Origin of the sequence: Streptomyces carpinensis, assembly GCF_002154505.1 — a bacterium.
GTDB classification, from domain to species: Bacteria; Actinomycetota; Actinomycetes; order Streptomycetales; family Streptomycetaceae; genus Streptomyces; species Streptomyces carpinensis.
The window spans coordinates 1-16852 of the sequence record NZ_MUBM01000331.1; the positions used below are offsets into that span (position 1 = coordinate 1).

The following is a 16852-nucleotide window of genomic DNA, read 5'->3' on the forward strand; positions in this document are numbered from 1 at the left end:
GGCTGTCCGGCCGGCGCAGGATCCTGCGGGCCGAGATCCCTTGGAGCCCCCCGGGGGCGTATGGCTGTCCGGCCGGCGCAGGATCTGCGGGGCCGGGGCCCCAGGGAGCGCCCCGGGACGTATGGCTGTCCGGGCGGAGCAAGACCCTGCGGGCCCCGGCGCGGAAAGGCCCCCGGGACGTATGGCCATCCAGCCGGCGCGAGATCCTGCCGGCCCGGCCCGGCCCGGATGAGCGCCCTGGGGCATACGGCTATCCGGCCGGCGCCGGGCTCGGGGCGGGACCCGGCGCGGGGGCGTATCCGGCGGGCCGGGTGGTGAAGGTGCCCCTGCCCTGGGTACGGCTGCGCAGGCGGGTGGCGTAGCCGAAGAGCTCAGCCAGCGGGACGGTGGCGGTTACCACCGCGGTCCCCGCGCGGACGGCCTGACCGGAGACCCGGCCACGCCGGGCGGCCAGGTCACCGAGTACGCCGCCCACGGCCTCCTCGGGAACGGTCACCGTGACCTCGACGACCGGCTCCAGCACACCCATCGCGCAGGCACGCAGCGCCTCACGCAGACCGAGCCGCCCGGCCGTGCGGAAGGCCGTCTCCGAGGAGTCCTTGGGATGGGTCGCGCCGTCGGTCAGGGTGACCCGCAGCCCGGTCACCGGATGACCGGCGAGCGGCCCCTCGGCCAGGGCGTCACGGCACCCGGCCTCGACCGCGCGGACGTACTCCTGCGGTACGCGACCGCCGACGACGGCCGACCGGAAGGCGAAGCCACTCTCGCTCCCGGCGGGCTCGACGTCCAGCAGGACGTGGGCGAACTGCCCGGCGCCACCGTCCTGTTTGACATGCCGGTAGAGCACGCCGGACACCCCCCGCACCACCGTCTCACGGAGGGCCACCCGAGGCCGGCCGACGTTGACGTCGATCCCCTGGGACTGGCGCAGCTTCTCCACGGCCACCTCCAGATGCAGCTCCCCCATGCCGGACAGCACGGTCTGACCGGTCTCGGGGTCGGTCCGCACGACCAGGGAGGGATCCTCCTCGGTGAGCCGGGCGAGGGAGGACGCCAGCCGGTCCGCGTCGGTCCTCCTCCGTGCTTCCACGGCCACGGACACGACAGGCTCGGCGACGCCGGGCGGTTCGAGGACGAGCGGGGCGCCGGGGTCGCACAGGGTCGAACCCGCACGTGCGGACTTCAGCCCGACCACGGCCACGATGTCGCCGGCGAGCGCGCGTTGCAGCGGAGCCTGGCGGTCCGCCTGCACGCGCAGGATCCGCCCGATGCGTTCGGTACGGCGTGCGGTCGCGTCCCACACGGTGGCTCCCTTCTCGATCGTTCCCGAATAGACGCGGAGGTAGGTCAGCCGCCCGGTGGCGGCGGCGTTCACCTTGAAGGCGAGCGCGGCGAACGGAGCCGCGGGATCGGCGGCCCGCTCGTGCTCGGTGCCGTCCCACGTGCCCCAAACGGCGGGCACGTCGAGCGGCGAGGGCAGGTAGGCCACGACGGCGTCGAGCAGCGGCTCGATCCCCCGGTCGCGGTAGGCGGAGCCGCACAGCACGACGACACCGTCACCGGTGCGGGTCAGGTCGCACAGCGCGGACGCGAGAGTGGCCGCGGACAGCGTCTCCCGGTCGCAGAACTCCTCCAGTGCGGCCGGGTGTCGTTCGGCCACGGCCTCCTCGAGCAGCCGACGCCGCAGCACGGCCTCGTCGCGCAGGTCGTCCGGGACGGGACCGGCCTCGGCCGCTTCGCTCCCGTCGGACCAGACGAGCGCCCGCATGCGCACGAGATCCACCACGCCGACGAAGCCGTCCTCCGCCCCGATGGGCAACTGCACGACCAGCGGGGTGGGATGCAGCCGCTCACGGACGGACGCCACGGCGGTGTCGAGGTCGGCTCCGGCCCGGTCCATCTTGTTCACGAACGCGATCCGCGGCACCCCGTGCCGGTCGGCCTGCCGCCACACCGACTCGCTCTGCGGCTCCACCCCGGCGACGGCGTCGAACACCGCTACGGCCCCGTCGAGCACCCGCAGCGACCGCTCCACCTCGTCGGCGAAGTCGACATGCCCGGGGGTGTCGATCAGGTTGATCCGGCATCCGTCCCAGGCGCAACTCACGGACGCGGCGAAGATGGTGATACCGCGGTCGCGCTCCTGGGGATCGAAGTCGGTGACGGTCGTCCCGTCGTGCACCTCGCCCCGCTTGTGGGTGGTGCCGGTGGCGTACAGGATCCGCTCGGTGACGGTGGTCTTGCCGGCGTCCACGTGGGCGAGAATGCCGAGGTTGCGGACGGCGGCGAGAGAACTGACGGTGCTGCGCACGGCCCATGGCCTTTCGGTGATCAGGTGATCCGGTCGGGTGATCCGGTCCGTTATTCCGGTCCGGTGATCCAGTCCGTTATTCCGGTCCGGTGATCCGGAAAAGGGCAGCGCGATTTCCCGTACGAGGGCACTACGAAGGCCCTACGAGGCACTACGAGGGCACGACGAGGGCGCCAGGAGGCCACGCAGGACTCACCGGCTCGACCACTCGGCGGCGAGTTGGTCGATCGGTCACTGAAAGCTGGGTCAGCCCCTCGACACGGGCATCCGGTACCGGCCGCGCAGCGGGCACCGGACGACCGAGGACACCAGGATCACCTCGAACCGCGACGGGGGGACGACGGGTGCGGTGTGGTCACGCACGGCCGGGCTCCCCTCGAACGTCGGTCACAGCACGCTGCCGCTCCTGGGCAGTGCGCGAGGTCGAGTCGACTTTAGACAGGCGACGAGCGGCAGGCCACGGATTTTTTGCCCGTGAGCCAACGGCCCCGGTGGCAGGACAGACGGCGTGGTCGGTCGTCCTGCCGCCGGTGAAGACGGTGGCAGCGCTTCGGGGCAGCGAACGATCACCCGAAGCGCACGTGTCTTAGCGGCGCCGTCCAGCCACCGCGGCCGGGTCGGGCTTGCGCGGATTGAACACCCACTCGACCCGGGCACCGGCACCGTACGGATCGAAGTCACTGTCGCCCGCAGCAGACGCATGACTCGCCTGCCCACACCGGCACCGGAGGGCGACCCCCGCGACGGCGGGCGCAGACTCATGCTTGTCGAGGCCCTGGCCGGCCGCTGGGGCTGGAGTCCCCGCGCCGACGGGGACCTCGGCAAGACGGTGTGGGCGGAGTGCGCCTTGTAGGCGTCGACGCCTGGCGGGCTGGTCAGACCGTGCCGACGCCGTTCGAGTACGACTTCATGTTGTAGGTTCCGAAACCGTTCACGACGGGGTCACCCGTGTTGTTGATGCAGCGCAGGATGCCGCCTCCGCCCGCGCCGTTGAGGCACACGGTCATCAGCGAGGTGAAGACGACGCCCGGGGTGTCGGGGACCTCGTAGGCGCGGTCGGCGTAGATGTTCGCGTTGAGGTTGAAGAAGGCGTAGCTGCCCAGGCCCCACGCGTGGTGCTCAGTGACGTGATCGCCGACCTTGTAGGCGGCGAAGCCGTTGGTGTTGCCGTGCTTCCAGGCCGACTGCGTCGGGACGTCGTAGGGGTGCTCGTTCTGGAAGAAGTAGGTGCGGCCCTGGTTGCCGTTCCAGAGCACCTCGTAGTTCTGGTGATGCTCGACGAACAGGCCGTAGGCGGTGACCCGGTCGCCATTGACGAGGAAGCCGACGCCCGCGGGGTTGACCGACCAGCCGACCGTGCCGTCGAGGCCGTGGTCGGCGCGCCAGGCCCAGACATGGTCGACGATCACGTCATTGCTGTCGATCTGGATGCTGACCTCGGTGCCGCCGGGGACGGCGCCGCCGATGCGCGGGAAGACGTCGAAGAGCGCGGTGGGCTGGTTCGCGTGGTTCTTCCGGGTATGACCGTCGCCGACGCGCAGCAACACCGGGGAGTTGGCGGAGGCGGCCTCGAGGATCACGCCGGCCACGGAGACGTCACCGATGTCGGCGACCTCGATGAGCGAGGTGCCCTTGACGGCCTGAAGGGTGGCCAGACCGAGGCCGAGAACGACGGTGCCGGGCCGGGATATCCGCAGCGGCGCGGACAGCGGGTAGATGCCCGGGGTGAGCAGGAGGTGCTTGCCGCGGGCGAGCGCCGCGTTGATGCTCGCGGCGGAGTCGCCCGGCTGTGCGACGTGGAACTCGGTCAGCGGGATGCTGTGGCCGGCGGCCGGCCCGCCGGCCCAGGAGGTGCCGGTGCTGTCGCGGCGCAGCGCGGGCACGAAGACGTGGTACGCCCCGCGCCGGTCCATGGTCAGGAACGGCTTCTCCCGGACCACCGGGGTGCGGTCCACGGTCGTGTAGGGCGGGGTCGGGAAGGACGTGGCGGGTGCGCCCTGGACGCCGACGAAGACCATGTTCCAGTTGGCGCCGGCCCAGCTGCCGATGGTGTCGTTGCGCGACAGCCACTGCTGCTGCGAGCCGGAGTTGATGCCGCCGTCCACCACGCTGTCGGCCAGGAAGCCGCCGCTGGACCACCCGTTGCCGGGCGGGCTCGGCATGAGAATCATGTCGCCCTTGACGTGGACGCGGCGCATCGGCCCCGCCTGGGCGACGGCCCAGCGCTCCAGCCCGTCCGGCGGCACGATGGTCAGGTTCTCGGCGGCCCGCCAGAAGTCCTGGGTACCGTTGCCGTCGAACCACTGGGCGTCGACGGTCACATGACCGTTGATCACGACGTCCTCGGGGCTGGCGCCGAGCCCCAGCACGTGGGTGTAGAAGCCGACGTTGATCTCGACGTTGTACGTGCCCGGTTTGAACGCCAGGGCGTACCGCTCGGTGCCGAACTGGTTGGACTGCTGGACGGCGAACACGGCATCGATCTGCGCCTGGATCGCCGCGTCTCCCATCGACGTGTCGAAGACCAGGACGTTCTGCCCCAGACCCGCCGCCCCGCGGCCGGCGGCGCCGTGGCCGCCCGAGTCGACGTCGGAGGCGGAGGACGAGGCGAAGGCGGATCCTGCGGTTGCGCCGGCCAGCGGCACCGCTGCGGCAGCGGCCGCCGCCCCGCGGAGAATGGCACGACGAGAGGGAATCACGGACACGGCTCTCCCTGAACGTGGTGGGCAAACGGGACCGCGGCTGGTCCTCAACCGCGAGAGAGCGCTCTCAGCCACGGAGTGAATCACCGCCGGTATGCAGCGTCAATAAGTCTGCACCAATAACAGGGCGCCCCTCATGCCGAGTTGCGGCGCGGGCGGGCCAGGGCCTTGACCGTTCGGAAGCGCCCCGTGGGCCCGGCCGTCCCACAGACAAGCGGCCCGGCCACACGAGCTGCGTCGCGCGACGAGGCCGCTGGTGGTGCGGATGGAGGGACGGTACGGAGTTGGCGGTCTGCTGCCGCAGCGGCGGAGTCGCACCCTCGCATCTTCTCCGGCATCTGTGCGGGGACCTCGCCTGACTGCGCCTCATCCGCCCAGGTAGCCGATCCCTCCCATCTGCCCCTCTACTTCACGCGCTGCCCAGCTTTGACATGGCGCCTAATGTGCGAGGTGCGTGACGGAACAGCGAACCGCGTGTGAAAGTCGTGGCGCTGCGAGTGTTCTTCGCCACAGCAGTGCTGCAAAGCGTCGAGACCGAGACACCACTACAGGGCCTACGAATACGGCCATGCACGGCGGTCGAGCGCCCCTGACAGCCTTTCCACAGGTCCGGTAGCAGTGAAGCACTGCTCCGCACCGTCTGTTCTATGATCATTGAAGAGTTGATCTCATTACGCCTGCAACCAGTCCCTGGAAGATCTTGGCGACCGCGAACGCCGACAGATGAGCGGCCTCGCAGTGGTGACTGGCGTGAAGAAAGGTGAACAGCATGGCCTTCGGGCTGCTCCGACGTCGGCGTTCCCGCAACGCTTCCGGTGCCGCGTCGGGCCTGTCGGTACCACTGCCGGCCGGTGCGGGTGCATACGGCTGCGAGGTCGTCGATCCCATGGGACAGCCCATGGGCGGTGCCGAGATCACGGTGACCGCGCTGGACAGCCACCGCGTCGTCGCCCGCGGCACCACCGATCCGTACGGCCTGTTCATGGCGACGCTGCCCCCGGGCTCCTACAGCGTGATGGCCACGGCGGAGGGACTGACACCCGCGCGTAAGAGCGTCGACATAGCCGCCGGAGTCGCCCTCTCCCCCGCACGCATCGCGCTTCTGCCCGCCCGTCAGCTTGAACTTCCGCCGCCGGGAACATGGTTGTTCGACCCGCCGCACACCGCCATCCGGTTCATCGCCAAGCACGTGGGCATGGCCCACGTCCACGGCCGCTTCACCCGCTTCGACGGCGGCATCCGCATCGCGCCGGACATGGCCGACTCCCAGGTGTCGGTGCGCATCGACGCCTCCAGCATCGCCACGGGCAACAAGACCCGTGACAACCACCTGCGTTCCGCCGACTTCCTCGACGTCGAGCGCTATCCGTACATCGACTTCGTCAGCAATCGGTTCGTCTACCGCGGCGGCTCCAAGTGGACGCTGCAGGGCACGCTCACCATGCACGGCACCAGCCGCTCCGTGGGCCTGGACACGACGTACCTCGGTACGGTGAACGGCGGTTACGAGCAGGAACTGCGGTGCGCGGCACTGGCGAAGGCGGAGCTGCACCGCGAGGACTTCACCCTCAACTGGCGTTCCATGCTGGCCCGCGGCATCGCGGTCGTAGGACCGACCGTGCAGCTGGAGCTGGACATCCAGGCGATGTACCACACTCCCGAGACCCCCACGCCCCCGGAGTAGGCGCCAGGCCGGGCAGGCCTCCGCGCTTCCCCGGTCCGGGCAATGCGAGGCCGGTGCCCGGACCTTGACCGCTTCGGGAACCCGCGTTATCGCGCATGCTCACCGCCCGCGCCTCACGAGCGCGCCGTGAGCGCGGCTCTCAAGCCGTCCCTGTCCATCGCCACCAGGCGCGGCACGTCAGCGTTCCAGCTCTCGGCCAGGCCGTCCAGGGCGCGGACCACGGATCGGCGTATCCGCCGGCCGGCCACGCCCAGCACGACGGCCACGAACGGCCGCAGAAGCCCTCGGCCGCGCAGGGAGACGGTGACGCACACTTCCCATCTGCCGCCGTCACCCTGACGGTGCGGCCGGGGCACGGCGCGTACCTCAGCCCGAGCCCACGGGTGGTCGAGGCGTGCCGTGGCCGGAGCAGGGCGCGTCTCACGTGCGGCCTCCGCCGCGGCCCACCAGTCGTCGAGTCGCACCCTGGCCCGCCCCGACACCCGGGACATGCCGAACGGCACCCCGTCGAACCGCGCCCGGCCACTGACCTCGACCAGGCGGGGACGGTCGAGGCTCTGCAGGGTGGTGTCCAGTTCCACGTTTCCGTCGTCCGAGGCAACGGCGAGCGCCACTCGGACAGCACGTCGGCGGTCCCATTCGGCGACCTGAATCCTGAACGTCTCCACGGTGCCTGTTGTCTTCGCGTCCTCGCGTTCGTCGCGGTGCTCGTCTTCTCCGCCCCCGTCCCGGTCCGAGACCAGGTAGACGGCGCCCGGCCGCAGGTGCCGTCCACTGGTCAACCGGACACCCGGAACGACATGTCCGTCCGGCAGCACCAGTCGCTGCGCCTCGGCCCGACTCTCCTCCACCAAGGAACGGACCACAGCGAGGGCGTCGACGAGCCACGCGAACGGGACGGATTCGACAAGTACCGTGTGGCTGACGGAAACCATGCGGACAGCATGCCCAACGGGACGTCGTCCCTTCCAGGCCCGCGCACGGCACAACTCGAACCGGCGATGTACCGAGGACCGGCTCCCTCCTGACCACGGCGAACACCTCCCGAGCGAAACGGCAGGCTCGCTGACTGGTCCTTCGCGAGGCGGCCAGCGCGGAGGCTCCGCCGACGCGCAGGACAAGCCCCAGGCCGCTCGATCCCCCGCCGCGCCGGTCGCCGGCCCCAGCCCGCCCCAACCCTTCCTTTGTCTGTTTCGGGTCTGCAAGAGGCGCATAGGGGGATGTCAGGGTCCCGGCCATGTCCAAAGAGCGTGGTGACCTGGGCAGATATCAGGGCGGCCCGAACGCTCGCGCAGGAGATGTTGCAAGGAATGGTGCAACAGTTACCGCAGGAGATTCTGCAGGAGTTGATGCGACGCCTTGATCTGCGATCAGTTGCGGACTCGGACTGGCCGGGGTGCTGCTGCGGGTCTCGACTGCCGGACGTTCCTGTGACGGCCTGGCGGGCGCCACGGTCAGGCGCTGATGCCGCTGCCGCCGCCATCGAGGCGCTCGATGCCATCAGTGATCCACTGCATGTCCGTCACGGACGGACCTCTGCTGGTGTCGTCGAAGCCGAAGCCGAGCAGCAGATAGCGGCCCTGGACCTGCGGCGAGGGGAACACCACCGCCTCCACGACGGCGTCGGGCCCCTTGCCCGTGCTGACCTCCCAGCGGATGAAGTATCCCTTCTTGCCCGCGACCGTCACGGCCCCCGCGGCGGTCCGGTGATGTCCGGTGATGCCGCCGTAGTCCTTCCGGCCGCTCGTGTTCGTACCGTAGGTGCTCTGCGCGACCTCACCGATCTCGGCCTGTGCCAGCTCCTTGAGGGACAGGTCGCCAGGATGGGCGATGCCCCGCGTGTACGCCCCGCCGGGCAGGCAGTAGTCGGCGGGCACCGCCGGGCAGTGGTACACGGTGCCGTACCCGAGACCCGAGCCGGTCTTGGTGGAAGTGCCCCGCCAGCCGCGCAGCACGGGGACGCGGAGACCGTTGACCGTGTCGTCGACGTGTCCGGTGACGGCCGAGCGCTGCCCCGGGGGCCTGCTACCGCCACTGTGGCGATTCTCGCCCGCGGATCCAGAAGGGCTCGGCTGGGCGCGGTGCGACGCCGAAGGGCTCGGCGTGTGCCGGTCAGGAGAGGCAGACCCGTGGGCCGACGGTGCCGTGCGGCCGCCGTCGCCCCCAGTCAGCACCACCGCCGCCGTGACACCCCCGGCGACCAGAATGAGGGCGCCGGCTACGAGGCCCACGACCAGGCCGCGGCGCCGCTTGCCCCCGCGAGGCGGCTGAGGCGCGTGCACATGCTCGGTCCAGGTCGTGCCGTCCCACCACCGATGCCCGGCCGGGCCGCCGCCCTCATGCCACGGGTCCGGGTACCACCCAGGGGTCGCCATGTCCACGGCAGGACCTTACCCTCACGCACTGACGGCGCGGCCACCGAGATCGACCGTCCCGCCCGCCTCACAGCGGTGCCACGTACGCGCCCGAGATCCCGCCGTCCACCGGGAAGCCGGTGGCGTTCAGGAAGGAGGAGTCGTCGCCGGCGAGGAGCGCGACCGCCACGGCGATCTTCGACCAGGTCCCGGACGACAGCCGTCAGAGCCCCGCCCCATGGGCCCGACCACGGATCCGACCGCAGAAGGCCTCAGCGGGTGCGCACCACACTGCGCACCCGCTGCGCAAAATCAGTGCGCAGTCCATTGCGCACAGCCGTTGCCCACCGCCCCTTGCCCTGCGCACTCGCTTACGCGCCAACGCTTTTGTCGCACGCTGACGTGCTCCCGTGCTCACACACGAGAGCCCAGCACGCAGCAGCCTGCGCAGCTACCCGGCCAGACTGCGCAGACGCGCGGCCGGGCAGCGAGAACAGGCATGGATGCGCACAACGGCCCTTGCGCAACCCGTACGCTCCGACCAGTCTCCGCCCCAGCACAACGTGCGCTGCGCTACCTAGCCGCGGATGCGCATCCGGCAGCGGCACCAGTCTTCACCGAGCGGACACAGCCACCCATACGGCGGACAGTCCCAGTGGAGGAACCGACGCCGACCATGGGCCCAACGGCAGGCTTGGGATCCGCGACCATGGGCGCGACCACGGCACGTCACAGCGTTGGCAGTCCGTCTCGGCCTGGCCCCACCGACGCCAGTACAGCCCGCACCCCGGGCTTTGAGAGCCGCGGACGACGCGGGCCCGGGCTCGCCTCAGCGCAGCGCGTCGCCTTCTTGCGGGAGTGGGTCGGCGACGAAGGTTCCCCGGCCGTGCACCGTCACAATGAGGCCGCGCTCCCGCAGCACCTGGGCAGCGCGCCGGACGGTGAGGTAGGCGACGCCGTACTCATGGGCGAGGTCGCGCTCAGCGGGCAGGCGGGCGCCGGGCTGTAGCTCCCCGGCCCTGATCCGCGCCTCGACGTGGTCAGCGAGGGCGACATAGACGAGCTGCGGCCCCTGGGGGTTGAAGTCCGGCACCTCGCTGCGATCACTCATTCTGGCAACGTAAAGCCCTGCCGAGCTGCACGAATCTTCAGAGAGCTATACATAGCTCTATATGGCTTAGTACGTTGATGGCGAGAGACCCCGGCGGCCTGGCAGGGCCCCGGGGCGCGGCCGACGCTTTGAGGGAGCGACGACATGACGCAACGTACAGCCCATCCGCCGACCGGCGTAGACCGGCTGCCGCTGGACCTGGAGACGATGCGGGCGACGGCCCGACGGCTACTTGGCGGAGAGGCCCAGCTACCCACGGGCGAGGGGCTGGACACGCACGTACTCGCCCTGCGCGGACACCTGGAACTGCTTGTCCCGGTCGTGGAAGCTGCCACGCTCCGGCTGCCCAAGGACCATGTGCCCCGGGCGTGTGCGCTGGCGTGTGTCGGCGAGGCCCGTATGCGGCTGCGCCTCGGAGACGGGGCCACTGAGTCGGTGCGGTTGGCCGTTGCGGTGAAGCTGGCCCGGTCGGTGAACGCGCTCGCCGACCACACGGAGAACCTGAACCGGGCGCGCCGGTGAGCCGGGCGCGTGTGTGCCGTCACTGCGACGAGGTGATCATCAACCTGGACGATGCCGTCTACCTCGGGCACGAGGAGGCCAACAGCGGCCCCGGTTGGGAGGTGTGGGCGCACCGTGAGCACGCCGACCTCGTCGGGCCGGACCCGGTGGCGATGCGCATCCTGGCGCGGGTACTGATCCACCGCGCGCTGAGCACCCCCGACGAGTAGCCGTCCATAACGCCATTGCCTGCTTGGAGAGTTGAACCCCCTGCCTGTTGGCGCAGGTGCGACAATCCCACCTCTGAATGATGAGCTGGCCTCACCTGGCTTGAGCATCGCTCCCGAGGTGCTGGGATCGGGCTCACTTGTGACTGGCCGCGGGCTCAGCCGTAATTCGTCGTGCATGGACGACCCGTCGGCACCGCCGGTGCGTACTCCTTCGAGCTCACCCTGCTGGTTGAGATCCTCGCCCCGGCCGGCGGAGTGACCGCCGTCGGCGTCCTGCCCTCGCACCGACGCCAAGGCGTGGTTCACGGAGGTCGAACTCGTCCTCGACGTCGACGACTCCTTCCTCGTCGAGCACGGCCGCTACCAGCTGACCGTCCGGGAGGGCAAGGCCGACTGCGTCCCGACGGACCGGGAGCCCGGCCTGTCCCTGGACATCAGCGACCTGGGCTCGGTCTACCTCGGCGGCACGACCCCGAGCACGCTCGTGCGCCCCACCGCCTGCACTGGTTCTGACCACGCGCCCAGCGACCCCGCACAAGTCTCATGCGGAGCCGACTTCGTTGGCTGGCCTGCGTGCCGCACCTTCGCAGTCCGCGCCTGCACCGCCCGCATGGTGGGAACGCGACGCGGTGCGGGGCCGCGAGCAGAACGCGGTTCTCGGCGATGTCCACGGCCTGGTCGTCGTAGCGGACGGCGCCGGGGAGGGGCGGACCGGTTCCGCGGCAGTTCGAAGCCGTCGGAAACGGTCGCAGACGACATGAGCGTCGAGGGACAACAGCAGCAAGGTGAGACCCGTTCTTCCGAGCTCGTGACAGGCCGCCGCTTGAGGCCATAGGAAGCTTTTGCCATTTCGAGGGAAACCCTCGTACAGCCTCCCACCTGGGTGACGTCCGTTATGTCCGGGACAACGGCCGCTTACTCACGCCATGTTCACCGAGCTGCCCCTCCACAGCGTTCTACGCGCGTGGTGTCATGCACGCGTCGTGCTCCGCCGGTGTCAACTCGACTAGGAGTCCAGCATGCTGTGGAAGGTTCTCGGCCGCGCGGGTGTCGCCCTGGCCGCCGGTGCCGCAGTGGTCGCCACCGCCCTCCCCGCGAACGCCGCCGAATACTCCGCGTTCGCCTTCTCGCGCAGCGGCAGCCAGCCCACCGTCTACGACTTCATCAACTCGGCCACCACCTCCCTCGACATGACCATGTACGAGCTGGAGGACACCACCGCCGTCAACGACCTCATAGCCCTGAAGAACAAGGGCGTCACGGTCCGGGTCGTACTGGACCGCCAGCACAAGACGGCCAACAGCTCCGCGTACAACTCCCTGAGCGGCGCGGGAGTCGGAGTGGTGTGGTCGCCGTCCGCCTTCGTCTACACGCACCAGAAGACCATCACGGTGGACGGCGTGAAGTCCCTGATCATGACGGGCAACCTCACCTCGCAGTACTACACGACCAGCCGTGACTACGGCGTGTTCGACGACGACACCCGAGACGTCGCCTCGATCGAGAAGGTCTTCAACGCCGACTACACCGGCGCATCGATCACCCCCACCGACGGCGACCACCTGCTCTGGTCCCCCACCGACTCCCGCAACCGCCTGCTGTCCGTCATCAACGGCGCCACCTCCAAACTCGACGTCGAGGAGCTGGAGTTCAGCGACAGCACGGTGGTCAACGCCATCGTCGCCCGGGCCAAGGCTGGCGTGGCCGTACGGGTGGTACTCGAGAACCCGTCCAGTTACTCCAGCCAGGTGTCCGCCATCAAGGCCGCGGGCGGCAAGGTCGTCGGCTACTCCGACCCCAACGGCTTCTACATCCACGCCAAGGCCATGGTCGCCGACTACGGCCTGTCCACCCAGAAGGTGGAGGCCGGCTCCATGAACATCAGCAGCAACTCGCTCGACAACAACAGAGAGCTGGGGATCGTCCTCACGGGTACTGGCGTCGCCGAGCCCGTGGCGACCACCGTCGAGACCACCTTCAACAACGACTACTCGGGCGGCACCGCCGCCTGACGGCCAACCGGTGACGCTGCTGCCGATGCTCGCGCCTCACGGCTGTGGCATCGGCGGCAGCAGGTGGAGCCCGGTGATTCCCGGCCTCCCCGATGGGAGGCCGGGCTCGGCGAGACCCGGAGTCAGTCGTCGTCGACCTGCAAGGCGTTGAGCAGCATCGGCAGCGACGCGTGCAGTTCCCGCTGCCAGTACGGCCAGGAGTGGGTTCCCGGGCCGTAGAAGTGAGTGGTCAGGTGCCTCGCGCCCAGGCGGTGGAGTTGGGTGGCGAGGGCGTGGTTCTGGCGGTTGAAGTCGGTTTCGACCGCGCTGGTGCGGCCCGGCGGGTCCAGCGGGCCGGTGGTGCCGTCGCCGCTGGAGAGGTAGACGGGGATCGAGGTCAGTCGCTTGGCCAGGTAGAACGGGTCGTGGGCCTGCCAGATGCGGCGCTGTGCGACCGGGTCGCCCCAGACCCGCAGCGGGTCGTTGCCCTGGCCCGCGAAGTAGCCCATGATGCGGTCGACCGACTCGTCGTTCAGGAGCGGGTGCACCGAGCCGGAGTACGCGGCGGCCGCCTTGAACATTCCGGGGTGCCGGGCGGCGTACAGCAGGGCGCCCTGCCCTCCCATCGACAGACCGGCCACGACCCGGTCGCTGCCCGCGCCCCAGTCACGCTCCAGGAGCCGTCGCAGCTCCACGGTGTGGAAGGTCTCCCATGCGGGGTCGCCGCCCTGGCCGTAGTTCCACCAGTCGCTGTACCAGCCGTTCCAGCCGGCCTCGGGCATCACCACGAGCACCTTGCGCAGGCTGTCGACCTGGGCCACGTCGGTGAGGCTGGTCCACGAGGTGTAGTCGCCGCAGCAGCCGTGCAGCAGCCAGAGGGTCGGCCAGTGCTGCCGACGGTTGTTCGGGTTCCAGCCGTCCGGTGTGAGGAGGCGGACCTTGACCGTCCGGCCGCCCAGGGCCGTTGATCGCACCGACAGGTCGACCTGCCGGTCCGCGACCTGGGTGACGGCGACGACCTCTGCCCCGCCTCGCTGGGTCGAGGAGCGGGCGGCGTCCGCGGCCCCGGACGAGCCGGCGGGTGACGCCACGGCCGTGGCGGCCCCCGCCTGTGCGGCCGCTGTGAACGTGAGCAGTAGTGCGGTGAGGGTGAGCAGGACGACTCTGGTTCTGAGGGTCAGGACGGTGGTCAAGGTCGCGAACACGGCGGCTCCCTGCGGTTCGTCACTGCGTGAACGGTTCGCCAGTGCATGGACGGTTCGACGCTGGTTGCGCGGTTCGAGGTTGCGTGGACTGTGTGCAACCGGGTCGGTCAGCTCTTGTCGGGCAGGATCAGCACCGCGTCTCCGACGGGGCGTTCGCCGGTGGTGTCGGACGGGTGGTTGAGTACGTTGCGATCGGCCACCAGGGTGGTCGAGCCGCCGCCGTCGAGGTTCATCGCGTCGCGCAGTCCGAGCGCCTTGGCGATCTTGGCACTCTCGACGATGCTGAGCCCGAGTGCGCTGGTGCTGCGTCCGTCGGCGGTGATGAGCACGGTACGGCCGGCGGCGTCCACGCCGGCCAGCGTGCGCGGGTTGCGCTTCTGCACCCAGCCGTAGTACCAGCTCGGGTCGCCCGGGTGCACCATGCCGTCGGTGGCCGGAGTGACGTGCAGCTGCCCGTCGCGGACGAGCTCGGGGCCGCCGTTCAGGATGTCGGTCGTGGCCGAGGGCTTCACCGGGTGCCCCTGCTGGTCCAGCAACGACGCCTTGACGGTCAGGCGGTCGCCGACCCGGGCGAGCCCCTTGAGCTCGGCGACGCGGCGCCCCGTCGCCTGTACGGAGCTGCCGCCTGGCGGCAGCGCTCCGCCGCGCGGCGAGCGCAGCTGTACGACCCGGCCGTGGGCGTCCAGGACGGCTTCGACACCCTCGCCCTGCGGCGTGCTCTTGCCGAAGTCGGGGGTGAAGGAGACGAGTTCGTCCGGGTTGGTGCACGTCACGTCGTGCAGCGGCAGGGAGGTCGGGATGTCGTGCTCGCCGCCGCAGTTCCTGATCAGGCCGGGTACCCGGTTGATGCCTGTCAGGCTCAGCGAGGTGTCCCGGCCGACGACCCGTCCCTGCCAGGTGAAGCGGGTGATCTCCGTCTGCCTGCCGTTACTGTGGATCACCAGACCGGGGCGCCCGTTCACCGGCTCGCTCAGCAGGCGCCCGTCGTACACGCCGACGCCGGCCGGGTCTCCCGGCGCGCCCGCGGCGGGGTCCAGGACGAAGAAGCCGGCGTTCACCGCCGCGGTCGCGCCGGCCGCGTTCGCCAGCTGGCTGGTCGTCTCGCGGTTCTCCAGATCGGGACCGTACGACGCCTCCAGGCCCCCGCGGAACCGGCGCGGGTCGATGGTGAGCACGTCGACGAGCCACGGGCCCCGGTCCTTGGCATCCCCGTCCCAGCCGGTGAAGACGGCGGATCCCGTGTACCCGGCGGTCTTCAGCCGTGCGCGTTCGGCCGTCGCGGCGGACTGCGAGTCGAACGTTCCGACCCGCACCCGCCACCCGAGCGTGCCGCCGGCGTAGTCGGCCACCTTCGGCGTCGTGACCTCTTCGACCCGGGCCGTGAATCCCGCCTGCTTCAGGTGGGCGGCCAGTTCGTCGGCGCTCGCCTTGTCCTTGAGAGCGCTCGGCGGTGCGTCGGGGTCCGGTGAGCTGTCACCGCCGGGAATGGACATCTCGACCGTCCAGTGCAGTGCCGCGTCGGCGTTGCCGCGCACGATGCGCGTGAGGGTGACACCGGGCTGCAGAATCCTCGTGGTGCGGGTCTCGGGCAGGTCCGAGGGGCCCAGCGGCAGGCCGGCCGCAGCCGACGACAGGGCCTGTCGCCCGGCCTGTGCATCCGGCTGTGCGTCCGGGGTCGCCTGGGCCGGGATGGCACCCATCGTGGCGAGGACGCCCAGGACCGCAGCCGCACCGCACAGTCTCTTCTTCATCTGCACCGCCTGTAAGGATCGGACGAGTGGGTGGATCGGCTTGCTCGGCTGCCGGGCTCATAACGACACGAGCGTGATGAATCAGACATGACAACAATGATCGGACATGACGACAACACGTTTCGCGCTCACGGCCGGGCTCAGCCACCTGCTCTCGTCGAACCTGCTGGCCATGACTGTCCTGGGGGCGACAACCGGCCAACCGATCGACCAACACACGTTGCACAAATATCGGTTGCCACTTGCTCACGTCAACGGCACTGTCACGAAGCGGCAACTTCACCCGGAGGAGCGGGGTCCTCGCCGGGACACGCGGCGGCTTCGCGAGAAGGAGCGGCGACTTCGCCCGACGAGCCCAGGAGGTCGGCGCCTCGGCCCGCTCCCCACAGCCGCTCCAGTTCCCGGTCGAGCCACCCGCTGCTGCGCTCGTACACGTCGACCAGTCGCGCCCAAGCCGGGTCGGCGAAGACCACCGCGCGTGCGTCGTCCACGCTGTGACGGTCCGGGCCCAGGAGCTCCCGGGTGATGACGATCGCGGCGAGCATCGGGATGCCCGCCGCGCTCATCTTCTTCTGCACGGTGCGCATGCTCTTACGGAGGAGCAGTCGCCGGTACTCCCGGATCCGCGGCTCCAGCCACTGCGCGTGCCGTGCGTACTCGCCGCCCGCCTCCTTACCGCCCGCCTCCCCGGTGGGTTCGACTCCCGCGAAGGTCGGTGCGAGGGCGGTGACCAGGCGGTCGACGAAGTCGGCCGCGGTGCCGGGGATGTCCGGATACTCGGCGACGAAGTGGTTCCATTCCACGGTCTGTTCGAGGGCCGAGATCTCACCGGGTCCCACCGGGCGGCAGCCCTCGGACGGTTCCGCGTCGAGGAGCACCTCCCGCAGCAGCTCGAAGCGCAGTGGCGTGTGCTCGGCGAGCAGGACGGCGTCGTAGAGGTCCTTGCCCTGCGGATGCGCGTCGGTCAGCAGCCACATGAGCTTCCAGGCCATTGAAGGCTCCCCTCCCTGAA

12 protein-coding genes and 4 pseudogenes are annotated in these 16852 nt (G+C 70.1%); 7 read left to right on the forward strand and 9 right to left on the reverse strand.

The window, feature by feature from the left end; translation table 11 throughout:
- Positions 1-250: 250 nt before the first annotated feature.
- Complete coding sequence (gene fusA, locus BZY54_RS36455; protein ID WP_086729596.1) at positions 251-2311, reverse strand: elongation factor G; 2061 nt, start codon at positions 2309-2311, stop codon at positions 251-253.
- Positions 2312-3011: 700 nt separating this feature from the next.
- On the opposite strand from fusA, the gene BZY54_RS50515 reads away from it, so the two are divergent.
- A complete protein-coding gene (locus BZY54_RS50515) occupies positions 3012-3164 on the forward strand; it encodes an ATP-binding protein (protein WP_143668202.1) in 153 nt (50 codons plus the stop codon).
- A gap of 22 nt (positions 3165-3186) precedes the next feature.
- Here the strand turns inward: BZY54_RS50515 and BZY54_RS36460 are convergent, their stop codons facing one another.
- Positions 3187-5010, reverse strand: coding sequence for an adenylyl cyclase (locus tag BZY54_RS36460; protein ID WP_244217518.1), 1824 nt, complete (start codon positions 5008-5010; stop codon positions 3187-3189).
- 772 nt (positions 5011-5782) lie between these two features.
- On the opposite strand from BZY54_RS36460, the gene BZY54_RS36465 reads away from it, so the two are divergent.
- Positions 5783-6697, forward strand: a complete 915-nt coding sequence (locus tag BZY54_RS36465) for a YceI family protein (protein WP_086729597.1) — start codon at positions 5783-5785, stop codon at positions 6695-6697.
- A 113-nt stretch (positions 6698-6810) separates the two neighbouring features.
- Here BZY54_RS36465 and BZY54_RS36470 read toward each other — a convergent pair whose 3' ends face one another.
- From BZY54_RS36470 to BZY54_RS36480, 4 genes and pseudogenes are all read right to left on the reverse strand, one after another.
- Positions 6811-7632 carry a hypothetical protein gene (locus BZY54_RS36470; RefSeq protein ID WP_086729598.1) on the reverse strand — a complete coding sequence of 274 codons (822 nt, stop codon included), beginning with the start codon at positions 7630-7632 and terminating at the stop codon, positions 6811-6813.
- A 519-nt stretch (positions 7633-8151) separates the two neighbouring features.
- Positions 8152-9072 carry a DUF2510 domain-containing protein gene (locus tag BZY54_RS36475; RefSeq protein ID WP_143668203.1) on the reverse strand — a complete coding sequence of 307 codons (921 nt, stop codon included), beginning with the start codon at positions 9070-9072 and terminating at the stop codon, positions 8152-8154.
- A gap of 67 nt (positions 9073-9139) precedes the next feature.
- Positions 9140-9250 (reverse strand): annotated as a pseudogene (locus BZY54_RS49780) (short-chain dehydrogenase); the annotation flags it as partial.
- A 630-nt stretch (positions 9251-9880) separates the two neighbouring features.
- Positions 9881-10162 (reverse strand): GntR family transcriptional regulator, encoded by a 282-nt coding sequence (locus BZY54_RS36480; protein WP_086729600.1) that lies wholly within the window; start codon positions 10160-10162, stop codon positions 9881-9883.
- Positions 10163-10306: 144 nt separating this feature from the next.
- On the opposite strand from BZY54_RS36480, the gene BZY54_RS36485 reads away from it, so the two are divergent.
- The 5 genes and pseudogenes from BZY54_RS36485 to BZY54_RS36500 all read left to right on the forward strand — a co-directional run bounded on the left by BZY54_RS36485 (position 10307) and on the right by BZY54_RS36500 (position 12905).
- Entirely contained in the window at positions 10307-10684 is a 378-nt protein-coding gene (locus BZY54_RS36485) for a DUF6415 family natural product biosynthesis protein (protein WP_086729601.1), read from the forward strand.
- Positions 10681-10893: a hypothetical protein gene (locus BZY54_RS36490; protein WP_086729602.1), complete on the forward strand. Its 213-nt coding sequence runs from the start codon at positions 10681-10683 to the stop codon at positions 10891-10893. The genes BZY54_RS36485 and BZY54_RS36490 overlap by 4 nt, the downstream gene beginning before the upstream one ends.
- 171 nt (positions 10894-11064) lie before the next feature.
- Positions 11065-11139 (forward strand): annotated as a pseudogene (locus BZY54_RS55815) (hypothetical protein); the annotation flags it as partial.
- A gap of 52 nt (positions 11140-11191) precedes the next feature.
- Positions 11192-11407, forward strand: a pseudogene (locus BZY54_RS55685) (sterol carrier protein domain-containing protein); the annotation flags it as partial.
- 505 nt (positions 11408-11912) lie between these two features.
- Positions 11913-12905 (forward strand): phospholipase D-like domain-containing protein, encoded by a 993-nt coding sequence (locus BZY54_RS36500; RefSeq protein ID WP_086729603.1) that lies wholly within the window; start codon positions 11913-11915, stop codon positions 12903-12905.
- Between the two features lie 122 nt (positions 12906-13027).
- Here the strand turns inward: BZY54_RS36500 and BZY54_RS36505 are convergent, their stop codons facing one another.
- From BZY54_RS36505 to BZY54_RS36515, 3 genes and pseudogenes are all read right to left on the reverse strand, one after another.
- The gene (locus BZY54_RS36505; RefSeq protein WP_208640882.1) at positions 13028-14077 is read right to left on the reverse strand and encodes an alpha/beta hydrolase; all 1050 of its coding nucleotides are present in this window, start codon (positions 14075-14077) and stop codon (positions 13028-13030) included.
- A gap of 119 nt (positions 14078-14196) precedes the next feature.
- Positions 14197-15840, reverse strand: a complete 1644-nt coding sequence (locus BZY54_RS36510; protein WP_086729605.1) for a phosphodiester glycosidase family protein — start codon at positions 15838-15840, stop codon at positions 14197-14199.
- Positions 15841-16103: 263 nt separating this feature from the next.
- A pseudogene (locus tag BZY54_RS36515) lies at positions 16104-16852 on the reverse strand (hypothetical protein); the annotation flags it as partial.

Bases quoted from the DNA above. Each gene is read 5' to 3' on its own strand.
- BZY54_RS36485 (WP_086729601.1), top strand. From the start codon at position 10,307: ATGACGCAACGTACAGCCCATCCGCCGACCGGCGTAGACCGGCTGCCG.
- BZY54_RS50515 (WP_143668202.1), top strand. From the start codon at position 3,012: ATGACTCGCCTGCCCACACCGGCACCGGAGGGCGACCCCCGCGACGGC.
- BZY54_RS36510 (WP_086729605.1), bottom strand. From the start codon at position 15,840: ATGAAGAAGAGACTGTGCGGTGCGGCTGCGGTCCTGGGCGTCCTCGCC.
- BZY54_RS36465 (WP_086729597.1), top strand. From the start codon at position 5,783: ATGGCCTTCGGGCTGCTCCGACGTCGGCGTTCCCGCAACGCTTCCGGT.
- BZY54_RS36480 (WP_086729600.1), bottom strand. From the start codon at position 10,162: ATGAGTGATCGCAGCGAGGTGCCGGACTTCAACCCCCAGGGGCCGCAG.
- BZY54_RS36470 (WP_086729598.1), bottom strand. From the start codon at position 7,632: ATGGTTTCCGTCAGCCACACGGTACTTGTCGAATCCGTCCCGTTCGCG.
- BZY54_RS36475 (WP_143668203.1), bottom strand. From the start codon at position 9,072: ATGGCGACCCCTGGGTGGTACCCGGACCCGTGGCATGAGGGCGGCGGC.
- BZY54_RS36500 (WP_086729603.1), top strand. From the start codon at position 11,913: ATGCTGTGGAAGGTTCTCGGCCGCGCGGGTGTCGCCCTGGCCGCCGGT.